This is a genomic window from Microbacterium sp. NPDC087665 (genome assembly GCF_044743285.1).
Taxonomy (GTDB): Bacteria; Actinomycetota; Actinomycetes; order Actinomycetales; family Microbacteriaceae; genus Microbacterium.
In genome coordinates this window covers 16,107-39,250 of record NZ_JBIUWD010000006.1, presented here as the reverse complement: position 1 = coordinate 39,250, position 23,144 = coordinate 16,107, and the positions used below count along the sequence as shown (strand labels likewise).

The window sequence follows — 23,144 nt, the reverse complement described above, 5'->3', positions numbered from 1 at the left end:
CTGCCGGATGTAGACTGAAAGGCTGCTGTGCGCCCGCCGTCGGGCCCAGGAACCATTCGCACGGCACGGATCAGGAGAGCAACATGCCCAGGGAACGCGGGGAGAAGGTCATCGCGACCAATCGTCGCGCACGTCACGACTACAACATCGAGAAGTCGTACGAGGCGGGGATGGTGCTCACCGGCACCGAGGTCAAGTCGTTGCGCCAGGGGCGCGCGAATCTGTCGGACGGCTACGCGTTCGTCAAGGGCAACGAGGTCTTCCTCGACTCGGTGCACATCCCGGAGTACTCGCAGGGGCACTGGACGAACCACTCCGCCAAGCGCATCCGCAAGTTGCTGCTGCACCGCGAGGAGATCGCCAAGCTCGCGCATGCGGTGTCTGCGGGCGGATACACGTTGATCCCGCTGAAGCTGTACTTCTCCGACGGCCGCGCCAAGGTCGAGATCGCGCTGGCCAAGGGCAAGCGCGAGTACGACAAGCGTCAGACGCTCCGTGAGCGCCAGGACACGAGGGAAGCCGCACGGGCGATGCGCCTGCGCAACCGCGTCGGCGAGTAGTCAGCTCGCGGGCGTGAAGCCGAACGCTCGTGCGAGGAATGCGAGCTCCCGCTGCAGCGCGTCGACGATCGTGTCGGCGCCGCGGAAACCGTGCCCCTCGCCCTCGTAGAGCACGTACTCGTGGGGGACGCCTCGGTCAGCCAGCGCATCGCGGATCGCCTCGGACTGCGACGGCGGGACCACGCGATCCTCCGCGCCCTGCAGGAGCAGCACCGGCACGTCGATCCGGGCGGCGTGGGTGAGCGGCGACCTTTCGATGTACAGCTCTTCGGAGGTGGGGAGCGGTCCGACGAGTCCGTCGATGTAGCGCCTCTCGAAATCGTGCGCATCGACGGCGAGCATCCGTAGATCGGTCACGCCGTACCGCGAGATGCCCGCTGTGAAGGTGCCGCCGCGCACGAGCGCCGACAGCACCGTCCAGCCTCCCGCGGAGCCGCCCCGGATCGCGAGGCGGTGGGGGTCGGCGAGACCGGCATCGGCGAGGCCCCGTGCGGCCGCGAGCACGTCGTCGACCTCGGCGACGCCCCAGGCGCCGAGGAGCCGCTCGCGGTATGCCCGTCCGTATCCGGTCGAGCCGCCGTAGTTGACGTCGAGCACGCCGATGCCGCGGCTCGTGTAGAACGCGATCGCGGCGGAGGCGGCGCCCGTGACGTGCGCCGTCGGGCCACCGTGCACGAGCACCAGGTACGGCGGCACATCGTCGGTCGGTTCGACGACCTCGGGGTTCGCGGGCGCGTAGTCGAAGGCGTGCACGGGGCCGTGCGGCCCCTTCACCGTCACCGGCTGGGACGCGGGCATCCAGGCCTGATCGACGGGCTCTCCGCCGCGGACGGCCACGACCTCACCGGAATCGACGTCGAGGCACCAGACCCCCGGAGCGACGGTCGATCCATTGCCCGAGAGCAGAACGAGCGACCCGGTGACGTCATCGACGCTGACGTGCCCGTCGCAGGGCACGTCGAAGGAGCGCGCCTCGCCGTCGGAGGAGAGGGCGACGATCTCATCGCGCCCGTTCGTGCGCACGGCGATGATGCGGCCGTCGGCGAGCGGCTGGAACCAGCGGTTGCCGAGCACCCACAGTCCGTAGCCGGTGTCGGCGTCCGCCGGGGCGATCGGGCGAGGAGCGCCGACGGGCGTCGATCCGTCCAGCTCGACCCGGTTCAGATTCCAGCGCCCGGTGGGGTCATCGGCGAAGACCAGCGATGTCTCGTCGAGCCACTCCGGTTGGATGGCGGCGGTGGTCGGGACGACGGTGGATGCTCCCTGCGCGATGTCGTGCACCACGAGATGCGCTTCGTCCCACGGCATCCGCTCACCGCTCCACTCCACCCACGCGACACGCGTGCCGTCGGGTGACAGGGTGGGGTGGGCGAAGAAGCCGGAACCTTCCCCGAGCACGCGCAGGGTGCCGGGATCATCGGCTGCCGAGGCATCCACCGGGATCTCGATGATCGCCCGGAGGTGCGGCTCGCCGGTGAGGTCTTCGCGCACGGCCAGCAGCCTGCCGTTCTGCAGGCGGAGGCCTCCGTGCGACGGACCGGCCGGCGTCAGGGGAACGGGGTGGGCGCCGGGAACGAGTCGGTACACCCGCTGATCGGACGCATCGACGAAATACAGGATGCCGTCGGCATCCGCGGTCCATGCCCCGCCGCCGTACTCGTGCACGCGAGAGCGGGCGCTCCAGGGGGAGGGGAGCACCTCTCGCCCGAGCGAGGAGCGCACGGTGACGCGGCCGCGTTCGGCGGGCACGGACTCGGCCCACCAGATCTCCCCGCCGACGAAGCGAGCGCCGTCCAATCGGGGGGAGGATGCCGCGACGGATGCGGCGGAGAAGGGCGAGGGCCAGGAACCGTACGGCGACGACATGATTCGAGCCTATGCGCCCGGCGCCGACCGGCGTCGCACCGAGGGTGCGACCGATTCGATCAGACCGAGCGGAGCACGGCGACGACCTTGCCGAGCACGACGGCCTCGTCGCCCAGGATCGGCTCGAAGGCGGAGTTGCGGGGCAGCAGCCAGGTGTGGCCGTCACGGCGGCGGAAGGTCTTGACGGTGGCCTCGCCATCGAGCATGGCCGCCACGATCTCGCCGTTCTCGGCATCGTGCTGCGATCGGATCACGACCCAGTCGCCGTCGCAGATCGCGGCGTCGATCATCGACTCGCCCGACACCTTGAGCATGAACAGATCGCCCTTGCCCACGAGTTGCCGGGGGAGGGGGAAGATCTCCTCGACCTGCTGGTCGGCGGTGATCGGCACGCCGGCGGCGATGCGCCCGACGAGGGGGACGAGTGCCGCGTCGCCCACGGGCGTGGTCACATCGGCGGGGTTCTCGACGCTGGTCCCCGGCAGGTCGATGAGCACCTCCATGGCGCGGGTCTTGCCCGGATCGCGGCGGAGGTAGCCGCTGAGCTCGAGCTGGCCGAGCTGGTGGGTGACGCTCGAGAGCGACTTGAGGCCCACGGCATCGCCGATCTCGCGCATGCTCGGCGGGTACCCCTGCTGGGCGATCGAGGCCTGGATGACCTCGAGGATCGCCATCTGCTTGGGGCTGAGGCTCTTGCGACGGCGGGTTCGCGGCGCCTCGGGATCGGGGGCGGTGATCTCGCTCATGATGCTCCTTCGGTGCGCGAATCCGACGTCCTTCTTCGAATGTCGGAGGCCCGTGGTGGGGTGTCGTTATCGAAACCGTATCCGAGAAACACGCGGATGGGGAAGATCTGTTCGAGCGTGTCGGTGAAATCGCCCCGGTGATTTCGAAGAAAGCTTGACAGATATTCGAATTCGAAGATATCTTCGGAACGTAGCTTCGCACTCAGCTCTCCCGGCCGAGAGTTGGATGCGAACGCTACGCCAACCTGGTCACCACCTCATCGGCGGTGACAGACCTCCGGTAGGACCGGAGGCGACGCAGAGGAGAACGACATGAGCAGCATCACCTTCAGCACCGCAGCGGTCAGCCCGGTTCGCCCGGCGACGCGTCTCCGGCTGACGGCGCGTGGCCGTCGCGTCCTCCTCGCTCTCGCGGCGATTCCGCTCGCCGTCGGCATCATCTTCGGAGTGCTGAGCGGCGGAAGCGCGCTCGCCTCGGGCGAAGACGCCGGCACCGTGACGTTCGAGACCGTCACGGTGATGCCGGGCGATACTCTCTGGTCGATCGCTGCCGAGGTCTCTCCCGAGTCCGACCCTCGTGATGTCATCGGCGAGATCACCCGGCTGAACATGCTGCAGGGCGGCGTGCTTCAGATCGGTCAGGAACTCTCCATCCCGACGCAGTTCACGAACTGACGGTTCCCTCCGCAATGAGAGGTCACGCGGTGGGAGCCTCGCAGTCCGCGGCCTAGCATGGAGTGGTGACTGTTTCTCTCGATGACTTGCCGCTTCGCGACGACCTCCGGGGCCTCACCCCGTACGGTGCGCCTCAGGCTCCTCTGCCTGTCGCGTTGAACGTGAACGAGAACACTCATCCCGTACCGGATGCCGTTGCGAGCGACATCCTCGATGACATCGCTGTCGCGCTCCGCGACGTGAATCGTTACCCGGACCGGGAGTTCACCGCACTCCGTGAGGGCTTCGCCCAGTATCTCGGCCACGGTCTTCAGGCCGAGCAGATCTGGGCGGGCAACGGCTCGAACGAGGTTCTCCAGCACATCCTGCAGGCCTTCGCCGGCCCCGGGCGCACCGTGTTCAGCTTCGGCCCGACCTACTCGATGTACCCGTTGCTCGCGCAGGGCACGGGTGCGCGCTGGGTGGCGGGGCGTCGCGAGCCCGATTACACGCTGACCCCCGAAGACGCCGTCGCGCAGATCGAGCAGATCGATCCCGACGTGGTGCTGCTGTGCTCCCCGAACAATCCGACCGGCACACCGCTCGGTCTCGACGTGGTCGAGGCCGTCTACGAGGCGACGCGCGGCGTCGTCGTCGTCGACGAGGCGTACCAGGAGTTCGCGCCGCACGATGCGGCCTCCGCGTTGACGCTGCTCGAGGGGCGACCCCGCCTGGCGGTGTCGCGCACCATGAGCAAGGCCTTCGCCTTCGCCGGTGCGCGGGTGGGCTACCTGGCGGCCGATCCCGCATTCATCGACGCACTCCGGCTCGTGCGGCTCCCGTACCACCTGAGCGCGCTCACGCAGGCGGCAGCCGTCGCCGCCCTCCGCAACTCCGACGTCATGCTGAGCATGGTCGACGAGATCGTCGGGCAGCGCGATCGCATCACCGCGACGCTCGAGGCTCTCGGCTACACACCGCACGAGTCCTGGTCGAACTTCGTCCTCTTCGGGGGCGTCGCCGATCCGCGGGCGACCTGGCAGCGCCTCTACGACCGTGGCGTGCTCATCCGCGATGTCGGAATCGCCGGACACCTCCGCGTGACGGCGGGCACCGAGGCCGAGACGACCGCGTTCCTCGATGCGCTGGCCTCGATAGGATCGGCATCATGAGCAGCACAGCCCTGACCCCGCGCACCGCCACCCGGGTGCGCAGCACCTCGGAGTCCACCGTCGAGCTCGAACTGAACCTCGACGGCACCGGCGCGAGCCGCATCGACACGTCTGTGCCGTTCTTCGACCACATGCTGACCGCCTTCGCCAAGCACTCGCTCACCGACCTCACGGTCCGAGCATCCGGAGACACCCACATCGACGCCCACCACACCGTCGAAGACGTGTCGATCGTGCTCGGCCAGGCGATCGGCGAAGCGCTCGGCGACAAGGCGGGGATCTCGCGCTACGGCGATGCGCTCGTTCCGCTCGACGAGGCGCTCGCGCAGGCCGTCGTCGACATCTCCGGTCGTCCGTACCTCGTTCACGAGGGCGAACCCGCCGGCTTCGAGCACCACCTCATCGGTGGGCACTTCACCGGTGCGCTCGTGCGCCACACCTTCGAGGCGATCGCATTCAACGCGGCATTGACCGTGCATGTGCGCGTCCTCGGTGGCCGCGATCCTCACCACATCGCCGAGGCCGAGTACAAGGCCTTCGCCCGTGCGTTCCGACAGGCGAAGTCGCTCGACCCGCTGGTCGACGGCATCCCCTCCACCAAGGGAGCGTTGTGAGCCGCACCCCGACCATCGCCGTCTTCGACTACGAGTCGGGCAACGTCCACTCGGCGGTCAAAGCACTGGTCGCCGCAGGCGCGAACGCCGTGCTCACCCGTGACCGCACGGCGGCGCTCGAGGCCGATGGGCTCGTCGTCCCCGGTGTCGGCGCGTTCGCCGCGGTTCGCGATGCCCTGCATGCCCACGGGGGCGATGAGATCATCGATCGTCGTCTGGCGGGCGGACGACCCGTGCTGGGAATCTGCGTCGGGATGCAGGTGCTGTTCGAGCACGGTGTCGAACGTGGGCAGGACTCCGAGGGGCTCGGCGAATGGCCGGGCGCTGTCACCGAACTCAACGCGCCGGTTCTGCCCCACATGGGGTGGAACACGGTGTCGCCCGACGAGGGCAGCATCCTCTTCGACGGCATCGAAGACGAACGGTTCTACTTCGTGCACTCGTACGCCGCGCAGAAGTGGGAGCTCGACGTGATCCCGCCGTTCCCTCAGCCCCGTCTCACCTGGACCACGTACGGCGATCCTTTCCTCGCCGCCGTGGAGAACGGGCCGCTCTCGGCCACCCAGTTCCATCCCGAGAAGTCGGGCGAGGCGGGCATCCGCCTGCTCCGCAACTGGACCCGCAGCCTCTGACCGCTGCCGCTCGAGGTCATGCATTTGAGGCCTGACCGAGCGCAGAGTACCCTCGAATCTCGTGCCCTCCATGGGTGCAGAGCCCTCCTCACTCAAGGACGTCATGAACGACTTCGCACAGTCTCCCTCCCTCACGCTGCTTCCCGCGGTCGACGTCGCCGGGGGCAAGGCCGTTCGCCTGACCCAGGGCGAGGCGGGCACGGAGACCAGCTACGGCGACCCGCTCGATGCCGCAGGGGAGTGGGTCGCGCAGGGCGCGCAGTGGATTCACCTCGTCGACCTCGATGCGGCGTTCGGTCGCGGCAGCAACGCGCCGATCCTGCGCAAGGTCATCAAGCAGTTCCGCGGCGTGAGCATCGAGCTCTCCGGCGGCATCCGCGATGACGCGACGCTCGAGGCCGCTCTCGAGAGCGGTGCCACCCGCATCAACCTCGGCACCGCTGCCCTTGAGAACCCCGAGTGGGCGGCGGACGTCATCGGTCGCTACGGCGAGGCGATCGCCGTCGGCCTCGACGTGCGCGGCACCACGCTGGCTGCACGCGGGTGGACGAAGGAGGGCGGCGACCTCTGGGAGGTCCTCGAACGCCTGGAGGATGCCGGGTGCAGCCGTTACGTGGTCACCGATGTGACGAAGGACGGCACGCTGCGCGGTCCGAACCTCGAACTGCTGCGTGAGGTCGCCTCGCGCACCCCGAAGCCCGTCGTCGCCTCTGGTGGCATCTCGAACCTCGACGACATCGCGGCGCTCCGCGAACTCGTGCCGCTGGGCATCGAGGGTGCGATCGTCGGCAAGGCTCTCTACGCCGGTGCGTTCACCCTGGCTGAGGCGCTGGATGTCGCAGGAGACTGACGACTCCTGCGGGCACGGCTCGCACGATCACGGCTCGCACGATCAGAATCCCGCCGACTCGGCCGGGGTGCCGTGGGAGGGCCGCAGCTTCGAGTCCAATCCGCACGCCGCGGATGACGGCTCGGCTGATCCGGCCCTGCTCGAAGCCCTGCTCCGATTCCGTGCGGGGGAGGGCAGTCAGGTCGACGTCGTCGATGCCTTCCGCCACGCCCGTGTGCTGATCCCGCTCGTCGCCGAGAAGGGCGAAGAGGGCGTCGCCCCGAGCGGCCTCGCGGTCGACAAGACCCAGGAACTCTCGATCGTCACCGTGGCTGCTCCCGACGGGCGTCGCGTGCAGCCCGTGTTCTCGTCCGTCGAGGCGATGTCGCGATGGGATGCCTCGGCCCGGCCGATCCCCGTCGAGGCGATCCGCGCCGCCCTGGCGGCATCCGCGGATGACACCGACCTGATCGTGCTGGACCCGACGTCCGACACCGAGTTCGTCATCCGTCGCCCGGCCGTGTGGGCGATCGCCCAGGAGCACGAGTGGGAGCCGAGCTTCCTGTCGCCGGAGGTGTTCTCCGCTCTGCAGGAGAGCGTTGCGCAGGAACTCGCCGTGATCGACATCGCGGTCGCCTCCGGCGATCCCGATGCGCGTCTGCGGGGGCCCGAACTCGTGGTGATCCTCGAACTCGTCGACGGGCTGGAGCGTGAAGTCCTGGACTCCGTACTCGCGCGCCTCGCTCAGCGCTGGGCATCCGACGACCGCATCGCGGTGCTCGCCGATTCCCTCACGGTCAAGCTCCGACGCTCCGTCTGACCGGCCCTTTCGCTACGATCGGGTCATGTCCGGTCGTCGCCGCGGTGCTCTCGCGCTCGTCGCCCTGCTGCTCGGCGGGGTCCTCGCCCTCCCGGGGTGCGCGGTCGCCTGCCCCGCCATCGGCTACCTGAACACTGTGACGCTCGATGCGCGTGCGTATCCCGATGTCGAGGCCGTGCAGTTCTGCATCGAGACGGAATGCACGCCGGCGCCGGGGGAGTCCGCGGACGCCGGCAGTCTTCTCGGCGTCACTCGGCTGGAGGACGGCGAATGGTCGCTGATGCTCGACATGCGGGCGCCGGAGCAGATCGTCGTCCGGCTGTTCGATGCCGACGGCGTCGTCATCCATGAGTCGGAGGAGCCGATCTCCTGGACGTTCACCGGGGGCCAGTGCCCCGGACCCGCCACGGCTGCGGTCGTCGTGGTCGACTGACCGAGCGCGGCGATCCGGGGCGCGGCGCGACGACTAGTTGACCGGTCCCGTCCACTTCTCGCCCGGGCCCTTGCCGATCGGGTCGGGGATGACGGATGCCTCGCGGAAGGCGAGCTGAAGGGAGCGCAGGCCGTCGCGCAGCGAGCGCGCGTGCATGTCGCTGATCTCCGGGGCGCCGGCGGTGATGAGCCCGGCGAGGGAGTTGATGAGCTTGCGCGCCTCGTCGAGGTCGAGCTGCGCCTGCGCGTCGGGTTCGTCGGCGAGGCCGAGCTTCACGGCTGCGGCGCTCATGAGATGCACGGCAGCGGTCGTGATCACCTCGACGGCGGGCACATCTGCGATGTCTCGAGTGGCGGAGGATGCCGCCTCCTCCTGCCGTGCCCAGCGCTCTTCGCGCTCGCGGTCAGCCTCGTCCGTTGCCTGGTTCGTCACTTCGCCTTGCCTTCTGTTAGACTTTGGCGGGCTCCGGAGCGTAATGCTCTGGAACGAAAGAGGATTCACTTCCCACCCGCGCTTGCCGTTCAAGGCTACCGGGTCTTGCACTCCACCGGCTCCGCTCGAAAGACGGGGCGGTTGCGAGGGTGCGAAGCCGGCGTCTGAATGCCGGTGGGTGGGGACGATTCTGATTTCGCCCGAGGTGCTGACAGCATCCCGGTGGCCGAATCCCCATCGTTTAAGGAGTTCCGCATCAGCGATCCCCGTACCAATGAGCGCATCCGCGTCCCCGAGGTCCGCCTCGTCGGCCCCGCGGGTGAGCAGATCGGCGTCGTCCGCATCGAGGCAGCGTTGCGCCTTGCGCAGGAAGCCGATCTCGACCTCGTCGAGGTTGCCCCCAACTCGAAGCCGCCCGTGGTCAAGATCATGGACTACGGCAAGTTCAAGTACGAGGCCGCCCAGAAGGAAAAGGAAGCGCGTCGCAACCAGGCGAACACGATCCTCAAAGAGGTCCGTTTCCGCCTGAAGATCGAGGCGCACGACTACACGACCAAGCTCAAGCGCGCCGAGGGCTTCCTCAAGGCCGGCGACAAGGTCAAGGCCATGATCCTGTTCCGCGGTCGCGAGCAGTCCCGCCCCGAGCAGGGTGTGCGTCTGCTGCGCAAGTTCGCCGAAGACGTCGCCGAGCTCGGCACGGTCGAGTCGAACCCGACGATCGACGGTCGCAACATGGTCATGGTCGTTGCTCCGCTCAAGAGCAAGTCCGAGGCCAAGCAGGAGCAGAACGCCGTTCGCGACGCACAGCGCGCAGCGAAGAAGCAGGATGCCCGCGATTCCAAGTCCGAGGCGGATGCCCCGGCCGAGGCCGCAGCGGAGTAATTCCGCCCCCGACTCCCGCACTGCGGGTTGACACCGTCGCCTGAGAAGGCGCCATACGAAGGAAGAGAAGATGCCGAAGCAGAAGACCCACTCGGGTGCGAAGAAGCGCTTCAAGATCACCGGCAGCGGAAAGCTGAAGAAGCAGCAGGCCGGGATGCGCCACAACCTCGAGCACAAGTCGAGCCGTCGCACCCGTCGCCTCAACCAGGATCAGGTTCTGTCGAAGGCAGACACCAAGGTCGCGAAGAAGCTTCTCGGCCGCTGACGCGCCCGACGCACGAATAGGAACACAGGAAAATGGCAAGAGTCAAGCGGGCAGTAAACGCCCACAAGAAGCGCCGGGTCATCCTCGAGCGCGCAAAGGGTTACCGCGGTCAGCGTTCGCGCCTCTACCGCAAGGCCAAAGAGCAGGTCATCCACTCGCTCGTCTACTCGTACCGTGACCGTCGCAAGCGCAAGGGCGACTTCCGTCGTCTGTGGATCCAGCGCATCAACGCTGCCGCACGCCAGAACGGCATCACGTACAACCGCTTCATCCAGGGCCTCGGCCTCGCGGGTGTGACGGTCGACCGTCGTATGCTCGCCGACCTCGCGGTCAACGACGCAGCGACGTTCACGACGCTGGTCGAGACGGCCAAGAAGGCACTGCCTTCCGACGTCAACGCACCGAAGTCGGCTGCGTAAGCAGAAGCATTCCGCACAGGGCGCTCTCCTTCGGGAGGGCGCCCTGCGTGATTTCCGGGCTGTTGTTCGCGGAGTGCTATTCGCGGAGTGCGCGCGGCGGTCGCGTGAGGGCGACGTCGATGAGCATCGTCACGAGGATCGCGCCCGCGTAGACCAGCAGATCCCGCGCATCGAACCCCGAACCGAGCACGAGCCCGATCGGCGGGAACGACTCCGCCCACGCGCGCGGTGCGCCGGTGATCTGCAGCAGCTCGATCGCCGTGCAGAGGCCCGCCGCGAGGAGCGCCGCCCATCCGATTGCGAGGCGGGGGAGTGCGCACACGACGAGCAGGTAGATCAGGGTCGCGTACAGGGCATCTCCGATGATGTCCCCGACGGCGCCCTCCACCAGCGCGTGCACGGACAGGCCGGCGCCCACGGTGATCAGCGCGGCTGCGCCCGCCAGCATCCGTCGTCGTCGGGCGCTCGCGCGCGAGAGATCCTTCACGGTCGCACCCTATCCGTTCGGCGGAGGACGCTCGGTGCCGAATGCTCTCCGGTATGCCTTGAGTTCCCTAGACTGTGACCGTGCTCGAAAACCCGCGGTCCCCCCGAGTCCGTGCTGTCGCGAAACTGACCAAGCGCAGCGCGCGCACCGAGACGGGGCTCTTCCTTCTCGAGGGTCCACAGGCCGTCCGGGAGGCTCTCGCGTATCGTCCGGAGGCGATCGTCGAGTTGTTCGCGACGCCCAACGGGTGGGAGAAGCATCCCGACATCCGCGCGAAGGCGACGGATGCCGACATCGAGGTCGAGTACGTCACCGAGCACGTGCTGAATGCGATGGCCGACACCGTCACTCCGCAGGGTCTGGTCGCGGTCGTCCAGCAGACGCCCAGCGCCGTGCGCGACATCTTCGCCTCGTCCCCGCGTCTCGTGGCGATCTGCGAAGAGATTCGCGATCCGGGAAACCTCGGAACGATCATCCGCGCGGCCGACGCAGCCGGAGCCGACGCGGTCGTGCTCACCGGACGCACGGTCGATCCATACAATCCCAAGGTGGTCCGGGCGACGACCGGGTCGCTGTTCCACCTCCCGATCTCCGTCGGTGCAGAGCTGTCGGACGTCGTCGATCGTGCGCACGCGGCCGGACTGAACGTCCTCGCCGCCGACGTGAAGGGCGACGACCTGCTGGCCGCGCGGGCCGACGGCGTGCTCACCGAACCGACAGCCTGGCTGTTCGGCAATGAGGCCCGCGGACTCGAAGACGACGCGCTCGGTCTCGCCGACCGGGTGCTGCGTCTGCCGATCTTCGGCAGGGCGGAGTCGCTCAACCTCGCCACGGCCGCGAGCGTGTGCCTGTACGAGAGCGCCTTCGCGCAGCGGGCTGCGATCGGCAGCTGACACCGAGGCCGCCGCTGGCAGGTGCCGGCGGCTGGTACTTTTGCACCCTGCCCGTCGGTGATGACGTGAGAAGAGGGGAGGGCGGATGCGGATCCTGATCGTGGAAGACGACGACCGTGTGGGCTCTGCCCTGGAGGCCTTCCTCGCCCGCTCCGGCTACGCGACCGTCCGGGCCGCCGACGGCGCATCGGCGATGGCGCTGCTCGGTGCCGACACCGAGGTCGTGCTTCTCGATCTCGGGCTGCCCGACGTCGACGGCATCGACCTGTGCCGGCGCATTCGCAGCCGCTCGGAGGTTCCGATCGTCGTGGTCACCGCGCGCAGCCAGGTCACCGAACGCATCAAGGGCCTGCGCGCCGGTGCCGACGACTTCGTCGTGAAGCCCTACGACGTGCACGAGCTGCTCGCGCGTATCGAAGCGGTGACCCGTCGGTCCCGACCCATGCGTCCGGAGACCGACGGTCTGGTGACGATCCACGGTGGGGAGGTGGAGATCGACCTCGTGGCCCGTCAGGTGCGCGTCGATCAGCATCCCATCGATCTCACGCCCAAAGAGTTCGACATCATCGCCGTGCTCGCCCGCTACCCGGGAGTGGCGGTGCCGAAGGATCGGTTGATCCGCGAGGTCTGGAACACGGACTGGCGCGGATTCAGTCACTCGCTCGAAGTGCACATCGGCGCCATCCGCAAGAAGACGGGTGCGCACCGCATCATCGATACCGTGCGAGGCGTCGGATACCGACTCGTGGGGTCGTGACCGGTGCGTAAACGGCTCGTCATCGTCTTCCTCATTCCGCTCGTCGCCATCCTGCTCTCGCTCGGGGGAGCTGCCGGATGGAGCGCCGCCCGCAGCATCCAGCAGGCCGTCTACAGCGAGCAGGTCGGCGACCTCAGCTACTTCGCGACGACGGCGCGCCAGGCGCTGAACTCCGGGTCGGCGGCGGTGTTCGAAGGGGAAGCCGAGCGCTTCGAAGAGGTGTACGGCATCGAGATCGCGGTGTTCGACCTGGCCGGTGCGGTGTGGGCCTCGAGCGACCCCGACCGCCTCGTGCTCTCGGAGGGGGAGGCGGAGCAGGTGCGCCTCGCGCTCTCGGGGCGTCGCGCAGAACCCGTCGATGCGGTCTTCCCCTGGGAGATCTCCGATGCGACGCTCGTGGAACCGGTCTTCGACGACGGTGATGTGATCGGCGCCGTCATGATCTCGGCAGAGGTGGATGCACCGCGCACGGCGATCTTCCAGCAGGTGACCGTGCTCATCGCGATCGCCCTCGTATCGATCGCCCTGGGTGTGCTCCTCGTGTTCCAGCTCGCCCGCTGGGTGCTGTCGCCGGTGAGGCGGCTGGACGAGGCGATGGTCGCGATCGAGCGGGGCGAGATGGATGCGCGGGTGTCGGAGGACACGGGCCCGCCGGAGCTGCGTCGCATGACGCGGGTCTTCAACGGAATGGCCGAGGAGATCGAGCACGTGCTGGCCCGGCAGCAGGAGTTCGCGCTCAATGCGTCGCACGAGCTGCGCAACCCCCTGAACGCCCTGCTCCTGCGAGTGGAGCACCTCGCGACGGGGCTCGACGACGACTGGCGTGACGACATCGAGGAGACGCGCGAGGAGGGGCGTCGGATGGCGCGGATCCTCGAGACTCTCCTCAACCTGGCACGCAGCGGCCGCGCGGACTCGATGTTCTCGGCGGTCGACCTGACGACGCTGGTCGAGCGTCGGGCCGATGCGTGGCGCGAGGTCGCCGGCCCCCGCGGCATCGATGTGCGCAGGTTCGGCGACGACCTGGTGATGTGCGTGACCGACCGCACGATCGTCGAGAGCGCCCTGGATGCCGTCATCGACAACGCCGTGAAGTTCTCACCGATGAACTCGCTCGTCGAGGTCGCGGTGGAGGGCGGGAACGACGTGTGCCGGTTGACGGTGCGCGATCATGGTCCGGGACTGGCGGGCGAACAGGTCGAATACGCGACCGATCGCTTCTGGCGCAGCGACGACAGCGGAGACACTCCGGGGTCGGGTCTCGGTCTCGCGATCGCCACCGACCTCCTGGCCTCGATCGGTGGCGAGCTGCTCGTTTCGTCGCCGGATGACGGCGGCCTGAGAGTCGCCCTCGTCATCAAGAACGGAGCCTTCGAATGACCGGCCGCCTTCGTCGCGCTCTCGCTCTGATGCTCGGGGTGGCGGTCGTCTTCGCCCTCAGCGCGTGCAGTCCCCGCGCTGCGGAGTGGTCGGGAGGAACCTCGGTGATCGCGGGCGGAGGCCCGACGGGCGTCTACTACGACTACGGCGGACACCTGGCGAACGAGCTCTCCGCCGCGCTCGGCATCTCGATGACGGTCGAAGAGACCGACGGGTCGGTCGACAACGTGCGCCGGGTCGATTCCGGGGAGGCCCTGCTCGGGTTCGCGCAGGGGGATGCGGCAGCCGATGCCGTCGCGGGGAGGGGGGCATTCGACGAGCCCCTCCAAATCCGCGCGGTCGCCCGCCTCTACGACGAGTACGTGCACGTCGTGGTGCGCGCCGATTCCGATCTGGAACGCGTGTCGGACCTCTCCGGGAAGACCGTCTCGCTCGGGGCCGAGGGGTCCGGCGTCAACGTGATCGCCACACGGATCCTGGCGGCGTCCGGCGTCGACGCGGCATCGATCCGCGACCCGCAACTGGATCTGCGCGAGTCGATCAGCGCGATGGAGCGCGGTGAGATCGACGGATTCTTCTGGGTCGGCGGCCTGCCGACACCCGGCATCGAGAACCTCTCGGGGGCGCTGCCGGTGCGGCTGCTGCCCGTCGAGCAGGAGTGGGTGATGGCGATCAACGGGCGCTACTCGGACGCCTATCGATCGTCGGACTTCCCGGCGGGCGCCTACGGCCTCGACCAGTCGGTGCCGACGATGGCCGTGCCGAACTACCTGATCGTCGCCGCTTCCACTCCCGACGCCGTCGTGCGCGATGTGCTCTCCGTACTCTTCGACGCGCGGTCGCGGATGGCGCAGGAGGTGCCGGCCGCTGCTCTGCTGAACCGGCGTCAGGCCATCTTCACGGTTCCCGTCGAACTGCATCCGGGTGCCGTGGCGTACTACCGCGACGAACGAAGCTGAGCGTTTCGGACGCCGTTCCGGCCCGCGGGTAACACCCGTGTTACGACCCTCAAGAAATCCTCAAGATGTCTGACAGCGCTCCGGCGGCTCTGCCATCGTGAGGTCGATCATGCTCGTGTCAACGGCGAACGAGCCGCAGGTCACCGATGCGTCCCACCGGACGCGCACCCCGATCGAGCAGTACAGACGACCAGGCGAGTTTGGAGAAAAGATGACCTCTGGTAAGGCCCTTGTCGTGGTCGACAACGTGCAGAAGCACTATGGCGAGTTCCAGGCGCTGACAGACATCAACCTCACGGTGAACGCGGGGGAGGTCGTCGTCGTGATCGGTCCCTCCGGATCGGGCAAGTCCACGCTCTGCCGTACGATCAACCGCCTCGAGACGATCACGAGCGGAACGATCAGCATCGACGGAAAGGCCCTGCCCGCCGAGGGCAAGGGGCTCGCGCATCTGCGCGCCGACGTGGGAATGGTGTTCCAGTCGTTCAACCTCTTCGCCCACCTGACGATCCTCGAGAACATCACCCTGGGTCCGATCAAGGTGCGCGGACTCAAGAAAGCGGATGCCGAGAAGGAAGCGATGATCCTCCTCGAGCGCGTGGGCGTGGCTCAGCAGGCGTCGAAGCTCCCGGCTCAGCTCTCGGGCGGGCAGCAGCAGCGTGTGGCCATCGCACGAGCGCTGGCCATGCAGCCCAAGGTCATGCTCTTCGACGAGCCGACCAGCGCGCTCGACCCGGAGATGATCAACGAGGTCCTCGACGTCATGGTCGAACTCGCGCACGAAGGCATGACGATGATCGTCGTCACCCACGAGATGGGCTTCGCTCGGAAGGCGGCGGATCGCGTCGTTTTCATGGCCGACGGTCGCATCGTCGAGGAGGCCACCCCCGAGGAGTTCTTCACGCACCCGAAGAGCGACCGCGCCAAGGACTTCCTCTCGAAGCTCCTCACGCACTGACCCTCACCAGACCCTGCACCACAGCACATGAAGGAGACGCATATGCGACGCACACGGACACTGGCAGGCATCGGAATCGCAGCGGTAGCGCTGCTGGCGCTGACGGCCTGTAACAGCGGCAGCCCCTCGACGCCCGGCGGAGGCACCGGCGACGAAGAGGCCGCAGAAGACAGCACCTGGTTCGAGGTCGCCACCGACGTCGAGCTCGAAGGCAGCCCGACGTTCGACGCGATCACCGAGCGCGACAAGGTCGTCGTCGGCGTGAAGGAGGACCAGCCCGGTCTCGGCTTCCTCGACGTGACCACGGGCGAGCGCACCGGCTTCGACGTCGACATCGCCCGCTGGATCGCCGCATCGCTCGGGTACGACGAGGACAAGATCGAGTTCAAGCCGATCGCCTCCGCGAACCGCGAGCAGGCGATCACGAACGGTGACATCGACTACTACGTCGGCACCTACTCGATCAACGACAAGCGCAAGGAGCTCATCGACTTCGCCGGGCCCTACTTCATCACGGGTCAGGGTCTCCTGGTCGCCGCTGACGCCCCTGAGGCCGAGGCGCTCGAGGACTTCAACGGCAAGACCGTCTGCTCCGCGACCGGCTCCACGCCGATCCAGAACATCAAGGCGAACTTCCCCGACATCACGACGCAGGAGTACGACCTGTACTCCGCCTGCGTGCAGGACCTGATCGACGGCAAGGTCGATGCGGTCACCACCGACCAGGCCATCCTGATCGGCTACGCGGCACAGTACCCGGATGACGTGAAGGTCACCGGCGGTCTGTTCACCGAAGAGCGTTACGGCGTCGGACTCGAGAAGGGCGACGATGTGCTGCGCACGCACATCAACGAGCTGTTCACCGACAACCCCGACATCTGGCAGGCGATCTTCGACAAGAACCTCGGTTCCAGTGGCATCGAGGTCGAGCAGCCCGAGGTCGACCAGTACTGATCTGACAACAGGGGCGGCCTTCCCACGGAAGGCCGCCCCGCACCTCCTGAAGAAGGGGAGGGTGGCGTGGACGTCATCTTCGGCAACCTCGACCTGTGGGGAGAGGCGATCGGCAATACGCTGCTCGTCTTCGCCATCGGCGGGATCATCGCCCTCATACTGGGCATCATCGTGGGCGCCATGCGCGTCTCACCCGTCCCGATCGCGCGCGGCGTGGGCACGGCGTACGTCAACATCGTGCGCAACACCCCGCTGACGCTGGTCTTCTTCTTCTTCATCTTCGGATACCCGCAGCTCGGGTTCCCCGAGCTCTCGAACCTCGTGTTGGGCATCCTCGCCATCGGCATCTACACGGCCACCTACGTTGCCGAGGTGCTCCGCGCGGGCATCAACACGGTGCCCGTCGGTCAAGCAGAGGCGGCGCGCGCGATCGGCCTGCCGTTCGGCCAGGTCATGGGGCTCGTCATCCTGCCGCAGGCGTTCCGCTCGGTCGTCCCGCCGATGATGAGCGTCTTCATCGCCCTGCTCAAGAACACCACCGTCGCCGCCGGCTTCTCGGTCGCCGAGCTCGCCGCCCTGCGGTCGACGATCAACGACTCCGCCGATCGTCCCGGCAACCCGATGGAGGTGCTGCTCTGGGTGGCGGTCGTCTTCGTCGCCCTCGTGATGCTGATGAGCTGGCTGCAGCGCCATCTCGAGAACCGATGGAGGATCGCGCGATGACTTCCGTGCTGTACGACGTTCCCGGCCCCCGGGCGATCGCCCGCAACCGCATCCTCGCGGTGGTCACCATCGTGCTCGTTCTCGCCGCCCTCGGATTCGTCGGCCTGCGGATGTTCGAGACCGGTCAGTTCTCCGCCGAGAAGTGGTACGTCTTCACGTTCTCGAACGTGTGGATGGGGATCTTCAAGGCTCTCGGCAACACGCTCGCGGCCTTCGCCCTGGCGGCGGTGCTGAGCATCATCCTCGGCTTCGTGCTCGCGATCGGTCGGCTGTCCGATCACAAGTGGGTGCGAGTCCCCGTCACGGTCGTGACCGAGCTCTTCCGCGCCGTCCCGGTGCTCGTGTTCATGATGCTGCTGTATTACGGGCTTCCTGTTCTCGACGTGAAGATGGATCCGTACTGGGCCGTCGTGCTCGCCCTCATGGCCTACAACGGCTCGGTCCTCGCCGAGGTCATCCGCGCGGGCGTCGAGTCGCTGCCGAAGGGGCAGCGCGAAGCCGGCTCCGCGATCGGTCTGCGCAAGAGCGGCGTCATGCGCCTCATCCTGCTCCCGCAGGCGATCCGCGCCATGCTCCCGGTGATCGTGGCCCAGCTCGTCGTGACGATGAAGGACACGGCGCTCGGCTTCATCATCACCTACCCCGAGCTGCTGTACTACGCGAAGCAGCTCACCTCTCAGCAGGGTCGTCCGATCCTGCAGTCCGCGTTCGTCATCGGCGGCATCTACATCGTCATGTGCCTCATCCTCTCCGGCATCGCCAAGTGGGTCGAGGTCCGGACGCGGCGATCGACCAAGGTGCGCGGGATTCTGCCTGACGCAGGTACGGACCCGCGGACGCATGAGGAAGGCACGAACACCGAACTCATCGCCATGCAGCGCGGGGCGGGGAAATTCGACATGGGGAACGGGCCGGGAGCGGGCTGAGCGTCGGCTTGCGCGCCGGTAGACTCGTCTCTCGTGTCTGAGTCTCCAGAAATCACCCCGGAAGCGGTCGAAGCAGCCGTCGCCGCCGCGCTGGCAGCGATCAACGCAGCGGCCGACACCGTCGAGCTGAAAGCGGCCCGTGCCGCCCACGTCGCCGACGGTTCGCCCCTCGCCGTCCTGAACGCCTCGATGCGTCAGGTCGCGCCCGAGAACAAGGCCGCGTTCGGCAAGCTCGTCGGCCAGGGCCGCGGGCAGGTCACTCAGGCGCTCGCCGCGAAGGAGACGGAGCTCGCGGCGGCAGAGGTCGCGGCGCGTCTCGAGTCCGAGCGGGTCGACATCACGGCGGTGCCCTCGCGCACGCGCGTGGGTGCACGGCATCCGCTCACCCTGCTCCAGGACCAGGTCTGCGACATCTTCGTCGGCATGGGATGGGAGATCGCCGAGGGGCCGGAGCTCGAGCACGAGTGGTTCAACTTCGACGCGCTGAACTTCGACGTCGATCACCCCGCCCGCCAGGAGCAGGACACGTTCTACGTCGATCCGACCTCGCGCCACCTCGTCATGCGCACGCACACCAGCCCGGTGCAGGTGCGTTCGATGCTCGACCGCGAAGTGCCGATCTACGTGCTCTGCCCGGGCCGCGTCTACCGCACCGATGAGTTCGACGCGACGCACCTGCCGGTGTTCACCCAGTTCGAGGGCCTCGTGATCGACAAGGGCATCACGATGGCGCATCTCAAGGGCACGCTCGACCACTTCGCCAAGCTGCTCTTCGGCCCGGAGGCCAAGACGCGCTTCCGCACCAACTACTTCCCCTTCACCGAGCCCTCTGCCGAGCTCGACCTGTGGCACCCGACCTTCAAGGGCGGTGCTCGCTGGATCGAGTGGGGCGGCTGCGGCATGGTCAACCCCAACGTGCTGCGCGCGGCGGGGATCGACCCCGAGGAGTACAGCGGTTTCGCGTTCGGCATGGGCATCGAACGCGGGCTCATGTTCCGCAGTGATGTGCAGGACATGCGCGACATGGCCGAGGGTGACGTCAGATTCAGCGAGCAGTTCGGGATGGTGGTGTGATGCGCGTCCCTCTTTCGTGGTTGCGTGAGTACGTCGATGTGGCAGCGGATGCTTCGCCGGAGGATGTGCTCGAAGCACTGGTGACGGTCGGCTTCGAAGAAGAAGACGTGCACCGCTTCGAGATCTCGGGCCCGGTCGTCGTCGGCCAGGTCGTCTCCCTCGACCCGGAACCGCAGTCCAACGGCAAGACCATCAACTGGTGCCAGGTCGACGTCGGCGAGGCGAACGGCGGCATCCGCGGCATCGTCTGCGGCGCGCACAACTTCGTCGCAGGCGACAAGGTCGTCGTGACTCTTCCGGGAGCAGTGCTCCCGGGTCCGTTCCCGATCGCCGCCCGCAAGACCTACGGTCACGTGTCGGACGGCATGATCGCCTCGGCGCGCGAGCTGGGGCTGGGCGACGAGCACAACGGCATCGTCGTACTGTCGGACCTCGGCATCGACGCCCCCGTCGGCACCGACGCGATCGCGCTCCTGGGGCTCGACGACATCGCCGTCGAGATCAACGTCACCCCCGACCGCGGGTACGCGTTCTCGCTGCGCGGCGTCGCCCGCGAGTACTCGCATGCCACGGGTGCCGCATTCCGCGATCCGGCCGAGCGCGACTTCGCCGAACTGCAGCCCGGCATGGGGCACACGGCGATCGTCGATGACCGGGCACCGGTACGCGGACGCGTCGGAGCCAGCGAATTCGTCACGCGCGTGGTGCGCGGGGTCGATCCCGCATCACCGACACCGCCGTGGATGGTGGCGCGCCTGTCGCTGGCCGGCATGCGCTCGCTCGGCGTGCTCATCGACATCACGAACTACGTCATGCTCGAACTCGGGCAGCCGCTGCACGGGTACGACCTCGACAAGCTCACGGGTTCCATCACGGTGCGCCGCGCGGCGTCGGGCGAGAAGATCACGACCCTCGACGGTCAGGAGCGCACGCTCCACGGCGAAGACCTGCTGATCACCGACGAATCGGGCCCGATCGGCATCGCCGGCGTCATGGGCGGCGGCACGACCGAGATGAGCGAGACGACGCAGAACGTCCTCATCGAGGCGGCCACCTTCGACCCCATCACGATCGCGCGGTCCGCGCGTCGCCACAAGCTTCCCAGTGAGGCGTCCAAGCGCTTCGAACGGGGCGTCGATCCGCTCATCCCGTTCGTCGCCGCACGTCGTGCCGCTGACCTCATGGTCGAGCTGGCCGGTGGCACGCTCACTGAAGAGGGGGGTGCGCTCTTCAGCGAGGTCTTCGTCTCGGAGATCGAGCTGCCGAGCGGCTTCGTGCAGGGTCTGATCGGCGTCGACTATTCGGACGCCGAGATCACCGGTGCGCTCACCACGATCGGCGCCGAGGTCACGGCGAGCGAGTCCGCAAGCGCGGGCTGGGTCGTCATCCCGCCGACCTGGCGCCCCGACCTGACCGACAAGTGGACGCTCGCCGAGGAGGTCGCCCGCATCCACGGACTCGACCGCATCCCCGCGGTGTTGCCGACGCCCCCGTCGGGTCGAGGACTCACCGCTCTGCAGCAGGGGCGCCGTCGCGTGGCGGATGCACTCGCCGCTGCCGGCTTCGTCGAGACGCCTGCGTTCCCGTTCACGACCGACGTGCAGAACGATCTGCACGGTTCGGCGTCGGGGGAGCACCTTCCGAGCATCCGCCTGGCGAACCCTCTCGACGGGCAGGCGCCGTTCCTGCGCCGGTCGCTCATTCCGGGGCTGCTGCAGACGGCGCACCGCAACATCTCGCGCGGTCTCACCGACCTCGCGATCTTCGAGACCGGCATCGTCTTCCTTCCCGAGCCGGGAGTCGAGTACGGCACCGACGAGGTGCCGCCGCCCGGCGAGCGGCCCTCTGCCGAGACGCTGGCCGAGCTCAACGCGTCGATCCCGCCGCAGAATCGCTTCGTCTCGGCATTGCTCACCGGCAACGTGACTCCGCGTCAGCCGGGGCGCGCGGCAGAAGCCGCCGGTCTCACCGAGGCGCTCGACGCCGTGCGGGTGATCGCGAGTGCTGCCGGCGTCGAGATCGATGTCGTGCAGAGCGAGCGTGCGGCACTGCATCCCGGACGCACGGGCGAGCTGCGCGTCGCGGGGAAGCCGGTCGGCTACGTCGGCGAACTGCACCCCACGGTCACGGACGACGCCGACCTGCCGGGCCGAGCGACCGTGCTCGAGATCGACCTCGATCTCGTGCTCTCGCTCGCCGGCGATCGCATCGTCGCCGCATCGCTGTCGACGTTCCCCGCGGCGACGCAGGATGTGTCGCTGACGCTTCCTGCCGAGGTCCCGGCAGCCGACGTGCGCGATGCTCTCCTCGAAGGCGCCGGTGCTCTGGTCGAGTCGGTGCGCCTGGTCGACGACTATCGCGGCGAGGGTGTGCCGCAGGGCTCGAAGAGCCTGACGTTCGCCCTGCGTTTCCGTGCGGAGGATCGCACACTGACGGCAGCGGAAGCGACCGAGGCGAAGCTCGCCGGCGTCGCCGTCGCCGCTGAGCGTTTCGGCGCGGCGCTGCGCGACTAGAAATCCTCGAGTGGGCGCTGGCCGTCGCGGAGCGTGATGCTATCGCGACGGCCAGTGCCAGCTGGGGCGTTCGAGGGGCAGCTGATCCCGGACGCGGGTGCCGTAGCCGGCGGATTCGAGCTCCACGGTCTCGGCGCCCGCTTGGGCGAGCACGCGACGCAGCACCGCGGAGTGGGTCACCACGATCACCTGGGTCTGGGCGGATGCCGCCGTGAGCAGGGCTCCGAGCGGGGCGATCAGGCTCTCGTGCAGGCTGGACTCCGGCTCGTTCACGACGAGCAGCGGCGGGGGATCGGCCGGGAGGAGCGCGGCGCACAGCAGCAGGAAGCGAAGCGTGCCGTCGGACAGCTCGGCGGCGTCGAGTGGCCGCAGCAGCCCCGGTTGCCTGAGCTGCAGTCGGAACACGCCCTCGTTCACCGCGATCTGCACGCGCGACCCCGGGAACGCCTGCTCCACGGCCTGGTCGAGTGAAGCGCCGCGCCCGGCATCCTGCGTCGTCGCCCAGACCGCGGCGAGATCGGAGCCGTCGTCGCTGAGCCACCGCGTGCGGGTGCCGATCTGCGGGGCGCGCGCCGGTGAACCGGCATCGGTCCGGAAGTGGTCGTAGAAGCGCCACGAGGCGATGCGATGCTGCAGGGCGACGCTCTCGGGCAGCGCTGTGCCATCGGTGAGATCCAGCAGCGCGCTCTGCCCCGGACCCATCGGCTGGTTCAGCGACACCCACCCCTGGTCGCCGCGCACCCGCACACCGGTGCGCTGCCGGTCGAGGATCAGCGTGCCGGGGCGGGCGAACGGACCGGTGAAGACCTGCTCGCGCTTGATCTCGGGATCGCGCGTGAACGGGCTCCTCGGATCGGCCTGGGGGAGCCCGAGGTCGAGGACATACCCCAGCTCGTCCGACGCGAAACCGAGGCGCACCGCGACGGGCCGCGTGCGTTTGGTGCCCTGCGCGCCCAGCCCTTGCGGCGTCTCGGGGCCGGCCCACAGCACGCTGTCGAGTCCGCCCTCGCGGGCGATCGCGGCGACCGCGCGACCGTGGCCCGCTTCTGCCAGCAGGCGCAGCGCGCGGTAGAGGTTCGATTTGCCGGTGCCGTTCGCGCCGGTGATGACCGTGAGGGGGTGCAGGGGCAGTACCACGTCGACGAGCGAGCGGTAGCCGGAGATCGCGAGGGCGGTGAGCATGTCGACATCCTCGC

General features: G+C 68.1%; 26 protein-coding genes. 21 read left to right on the top strand and 5 right to left on the bottom strand.

Annotation, left to right across the window (positions count from 1 at the left end):
• Positions 1–83 precede the first annotated feature (83 nt).
• Entirely contained in the window at positions 84–560 is a 477-nt protein-coding gene (gene smpB / locus ACIOSY_RS14245) for an SsrA-binding protein SmpB (RefSeq protein WP_400854383.1), read from the top strand.
• Here the strand turns inward: smpB and ACIOSY_RS14240 are convergent, their stop codons facing one another.
• On the bottom strand, positions 561–2,426 hold the full coding sequence (locus ACIOSY_RS14240; RefSeq protein WP_400854381.1) for a S9 family peptidase: 1,866 nt from the start codon (positions 2,424–2,426) through the stop codon (positions 561–563).
• Positions 2,427–2,485: 59 nt separating this feature from the next.
• Positions 2,486–3,172: a transcriptional repressor LexA gene (gene lexA / locus ACIOSY_RS14235; RefSeq protein WP_400854379.1), complete on the bottom strand. Its 687-nt coding sequence runs from the start codon at positions 3,170–3,172 to the stop codon at positions 2,486–2,488.
• A 312-nt stretch (positions 3,173–3,484) separates the two neighbouring features.
• Here lexA and ACIOSY_RS14230 point away from each other — a divergent pair, with 312 nt between their 5' ends.
• The 7 genes from ACIOSY_RS14230 to ACIOSY_RS14200 all read left to right on the top strand — a co-directional run bounded on the left by ACIOSY_RS14230 (position 3,485) and on the right by ACIOSY_RS14200 (position 8,326).
• Complete coding sequence (locus ACIOSY_RS14230; RefSeq protein WP_400854377.1) at positions 3,485–3,847, top strand: LysM peptidoglycan-binding domain-containing protein; 363 nt, start codon at positions 3,485–3,487, stop codon at positions 3,845–3,847.
• Positions 3,848–3,912: 65 nt separating this feature from the next.
• Positions 3,913–4,998 carry a histidinol-phosphate transaminase gene (locus ACIOSY_RS14225; protein ID WP_400854375.1) on the top strand — a complete coding sequence of 362 codons (1,086 nt, stop codon included), beginning with the start codon at positions 3,913–3,915 and terminating at the stop codon, positions 4,996–4,998.
• Complete coding sequence (hisB, locus tag ACIOSY_RS14220) at positions 4,995–5,612, top strand: imidazoleglycerol-phosphate dehydratase HisB (RefSeq protein ID WP_400854373.1); 618 nt, start codon at positions 4,995–4,997, stop codon at positions 5,610–5,612. The genes ACIOSY_RS14225 and hisB overlap by 4 nt, the downstream gene beginning before the upstream one ends.
• Positions 5,609–6,244 carry an imidazole glycerol phosphate synthase subunit HisH gene (gene hisH / locus ACIOSY_RS14215; RefSeq protein ID WP_400854371.1) on the top strand — a complete coding sequence of 212 codons (636 nt, stop codon included), beginning with the start codon at positions 5,609–5,611 and terminating at the stop codon, positions 6,242–6,244. The genes hisB and hisH overlap by 4 nt, the downstream gene beginning before the upstream one ends.
• A gap of 103 nt (positions 6,245–6,347) precedes the next feature.
• Positions 6,348–7,094: a bifunctional 1-(5-phosphoribosyl)-5-((5-phosphoribosylamino)methylideneamino)imidazole-4-carboxamide isomerase/phosphoribosylanthranilate isomerase PriA gene (gene priA, locus ACIOSY_RS14210; protein ID WP_400854369.1), complete on the top strand. Its 747-nt coding sequence runs from the start codon at positions 6,348–6,350 to the stop codon at positions 7,092–7,094.
• Positions 7,078–7,893 carry an SseB family protein gene (locus tag ACIOSY_RS14205; protein ID WP_400854367.1) on the top strand — a complete coding sequence of 272 codons (816 nt, stop codon included), beginning with the start codon at positions 7,078–7,080 and terminating at the stop codon, positions 7,891–7,893. Before priA ends, ACIOSY_RS14205 begins: the two co-directional genes overlap by 17 nt.
• Before the next feature lie 25 nt (positions 7,894–7,918).
• Complete coding sequence (locus tag ACIOSY_RS14200) at positions 7,919–8,326, top strand: hypothetical protein (protein WP_400854365.1); 408 nt, start codon at positions 7,919–7,921, stop codon at positions 8,324–8,326.
• Positions 8,327–8,359: 33 nt separating this feature from the next.
• On the opposite strand, the gene ACIOSY_RS14195 is transcribed toward ACIOSY_RS14200, so the two are convergent.
• Positions 8,360–8,758 carry a DUF1844 domain-containing protein gene (locus ACIOSY_RS14195; protein WP_400854363.1) on the bottom strand — a complete coding sequence of 133 codons (399 nt, stop codon included), beginning with the start codon at positions 8,756–8,758 and terminating at the stop codon, positions 8,360–8,362.
• A 222-nt stretch (positions 8,759–8,980) separates the two neighbouring features.
• On the opposite strand from ACIOSY_RS14195, the gene infC reads away from it, so the two are divergent.
• From infC to rplT, 3 genes are all read left to right on the top strand, one after another.
• Positions 8,981–9,640: a translation initiation factor IF-3 gene (gene infC / locus ACIOSY_RS14190; protein WP_400854361.1), complete on the top strand. Its 660-nt coding sequence runs from the start codon at positions 8,981–8,983 to the stop codon at positions 9,638–9,640.
• Between the two features lie 70 nt (positions 9,641–9,710).
• The gene (gene rpmI / locus ACIOSY_RS14185) at positions 9,711–9,905 is read left to right on the top strand and encodes a 50S ribosomal protein L35 (RefSeq protein ID WP_017828564.1); all 195 of its coding nucleotides are present in this window, start codon (positions 9,711–9,713) and stop codon (positions 9,903–9,905) included.
• Positions 9,906–9,937: 32 nt separating this feature from the next.
• Positions 9,938–10,324: a 50S ribosomal protein L20 gene (gene rplT, locus ACIOSY_RS14180; protein ID WP_029262486.1), complete on the top strand. Its 387-nt coding sequence runs from the start codon at positions 9,938–9,940 to the stop codon at positions 10,322–10,324.
• Positions 10,325–10,400: 76 nt separating this feature from the next.
• Here rplT and ACIOSY_RS14175 read toward each other — a convergent pair whose 3' ends face one another.
• Positions 10,401–10,811, bottom strand: a complete 411-nt coding sequence (locus ACIOSY_RS14175; RefSeq protein WP_400854359.1) for a DUF2809 domain-containing protein — start codon at positions 10,809–10,811, stop codon at positions 10,401–10,403.
• A gap of 80 nt (positions 10,812–10,891) precedes the next feature.
• Here ACIOSY_RS14175 and ACIOSY_RS14170 point away from each other — a divergent pair, with 80 nt between their 5' ends.
• The 10 genes from ACIOSY_RS14170 (at position 10,892) to pheT (ending at position 21,948) form a co-directional block, all read left to right on the top strand.
• Positions 10,892–11,704: a TrmH family RNA methyltransferase gene (locus ACIOSY_RS14170; protein ID WP_400854357.1), complete on the top strand. Its 813-nt coding sequence runs from the start codon at positions 10,892–10,894 to the stop codon at positions 11,702–11,704.
• An 85-nt stretch (positions 11,705–11,789) separates the two neighbouring features.
• Complete coding sequence (locus ACIOSY_RS14165; protein WP_400854355.1) at positions 11,790–12,461, top strand: response regulator transcription factor; 672 nt, start codon at positions 11,790–11,792, stop codon at positions 12,459–12,461.
• A gap of 3 nt (positions 12,462–12,464) precedes the next feature.
• Positions 12,465–13,841, top strand: a complete 1,377-nt coding sequence (locus tag ACIOSY_RS14160; protein ID WP_400854353.1) for an ATP-binding protein — start codon at positions 12,465–12,467, stop codon at positions 13,839–13,841.
• Positions 13,838–14,800 (top strand): TAXI family TRAP transporter solute-binding subunit, encoded by a 963-nt coding sequence (locus ACIOSY_RS14155; RefSeq protein WP_400854351.1) that lies wholly within the window; start codon positions 13,838–13,840, stop codon positions 14,798–14,800. The genes ACIOSY_RS14160 and ACIOSY_RS14155 overlap by 4 nt, the downstream gene beginning before the upstream one ends.
• A 211-nt stretch (positions 14,801–15,011) precedes the next feature.
• Complete coding sequence (locus tag ACIOSY_RS14150) at positions 15,012–15,758, top strand: amino acid ABC transporter ATP-binding protein (protein WP_400854349.1); 747 nt, start codon at positions 15,012–15,014, stop codon at positions 15,756–15,758.
• 42 nt (positions 15,759–15,800) lie between these two features.
• Positions 15,801–16,712, top strand: coding sequence for a glutamate ABC transporter substrate-binding protein (locus ACIOSY_RS14145; RefSeq protein ID WP_400854347.1), 912 nt, complete (start codon positions 15,801–15,803; stop codon positions 16,710–16,712).
• Positions 16,713–16,778: 66 nt separating this feature from the next.
• Positions 16,779–17,435 carry an amino acid ABC transporter permease gene (locus ACIOSY_RS14140; RefSeq protein WP_400854345.1) on the top strand — a complete coding sequence of 219 codons (657 nt, stop codon included), beginning with the start codon at positions 16,779–16,781 and terminating at the stop codon, positions 17,433–17,435.
• Complete coding sequence (locus ACIOSY_RS14135; protein WP_400854343.1) at positions 17,432–18,361, top strand: amino acid ABC transporter permease; 930 nt, start codon at positions 17,432–17,434, stop codon at positions 18,359–18,361. Before ACIOSY_RS14140 ends, ACIOSY_RS14135 begins: the two co-directional genes overlap by 4 nt.
• A gap of 33 nt (positions 18,362–18,394) precedes the next feature.
• Positions 18,395–19,435 carry a phenylalanine--tRNA ligase subunit alpha gene (gene pheS, locus ACIOSY_RS14130; protein WP_400854341.1) on the top strand — a complete coding sequence of 347 codons (1,041 nt, stop codon included), beginning with the start codon at positions 18,395–18,397 and terminating at the stop codon, positions 19,433–19,435.
• Positions 19,435–21,948, top strand: a complete 2,514-nt coding sequence (gene pheT, locus ACIOSY_RS14125; RefSeq protein ID WP_400854339.1) for a phenylalanine--tRNA ligase subunit beta — start codon at positions 19,435–19,437, stop codon at positions 21,946–21,948. The genes pheS and pheT overlap by 1 nt, the downstream gene beginning before the upstream one ends.
• A gap of 39 nt (positions 21,949–21,987) precedes the next feature.
• Here the strand turns inward: pheT and ACIOSY_RS14120 are convergent, their stop codons facing one another.
• Positions 21,988–23,130: an AAA family ATPase gene (locus tag ACIOSY_RS14120; RefSeq protein WP_400854337.1), complete on the bottom strand. Its 1,143-nt coding sequence runs from the start codon at positions 23,128–23,130 to the stop codon at positions 21,988–21,990.
• Positions 23,131–23,144 lie beyond the last annotated feature (14 nt).

What these genes read in the sequence shown, in the direction of transcription:
- hisB (WP_400854373.1), top strand. Translation starts at nt 4,995, where the DNA reads ATGAGCAGCACAGCCCTGACCCCGCGCACCGCCACCCGGGTGCGCAGC.
- ACIOSY_RS14145 (WP_400854347.1), top strand. Translation starts at nt 15,801, where the DNA reads ATGCGACGCACACGGACACTGGCAGGCATCGGAATCGCAGCGGTAGCG.
- lexA (WP_400854379.1), bottom strand. Translation starts at nt 3,172, where the DNA reads ATGAGCGAGATCACCGCCCCCGATCCCGAGGCGCCGCGAACCCGCCGT.
- ACIOSY_RS14155 (WP_400854351.1), top strand. Translation starts at nt 13,838, where the DNA reads ATGACCGGCCGCCTTCGTCGCGCTCTCGCTCTGATGCTCGGGGTGGCG.
- ACIOSY_RS14150 (WP_400854349.1), top strand. Translation starts at nt 15,012, where the DNA reads ATGACCTCTGGTAAGGCCCTTGTCGTGGTCGACAACGTGCAGAAGCAC.
- rplT (WP_029262486.1), top strand. Translation starts at nt 9,938, where the DNA reads ATGGCAAGAGTCAAGCGGGCAGTAAACGCCCACAAGAAGCGCCGGGTC.
- pheT (WP_400854339.1), top strand. Translation starts at nt 19,435, where the DNA reads ATGCGCGTCCCTCTTTCGTGGTTGCGTGAGTACGTCGATGTGGCAGCG.
- smpB (WP_400854383.1), top strand. Translation starts at nt 84, where the DNA reads ATGCCCAGGGAACGCGGGGAGAAGGTCATCGCGACCAATCGTCGCGCA.
- ACIOSY_RS14200 (WP_400854365.1), top strand. Translation starts at nt 7,919, where the DNA reads ATGTCCGGTCGTCGCCGCGGTGCTCTCGCGCTCGTCGCCCTGCTGCTC.
- ACIOSY_RS14120 (WP_400854337.1), bottom strand. Translation starts at nt 23,130, where the DNA reads ATGCTCACCGCCCTCGCGATCTCCGGCTACCGCTCGCTCGTCGACGTG.
- rpmI (WP_017828564.1), top strand. Translation starts at nt 9,711, where the DNA reads ATGCCGAAGCAGAAGACCCACTCGGGTGCGAAGAAGCGCTTCAAGATC.
- ACIOSY_RS14165 (WP_400854355.1), top strand. Translation starts at nt 11,790, where the DNA reads ATGCGGATCCTGATCGTGGAAGACGACGACCGTGTGGGCTCTGCCCTG.
- ACIOSY_RS14230 (WP_400854377.1), top strand. Translation starts at nt 3,485, where the DNA reads ATGAGCAGCATCACCTTCAGCACCGCAGCGGTCAGCCCGGTTCGCCCG.
- priA (WP_400854369.1), top strand. Translation starts at nt 6,348, where the DNA reads ATGAACGACTTCGCACAGTCTCCCTCCCTCACGCTGCTTCCCGCGGTC.
- ACIOSY_RS14205 (WP_400854367.1), top strand. Translation starts at nt 7,078, where the DNA reads ATGTCGCAGGAGACTGACGACTCCTGCGGGCACGGCTCGCACGATCAC.
- ACIOSY_RS14240 (WP_400854381.1), bottom strand. Translation starts at nt 2,426, where the DNA reads ATGTCGTCGCCGTACGGTTCCTGGCCCTCGCCCTTCTCCGCCGCATCC.
- ACIOSY_RS14135 (WP_400854343.1), top strand. Translation starts at nt 17,432, where the DNA reads ATGACTTCCGTGCTGTACGACGTTCCCGGCCCCCGGGCGATCGCCCGC.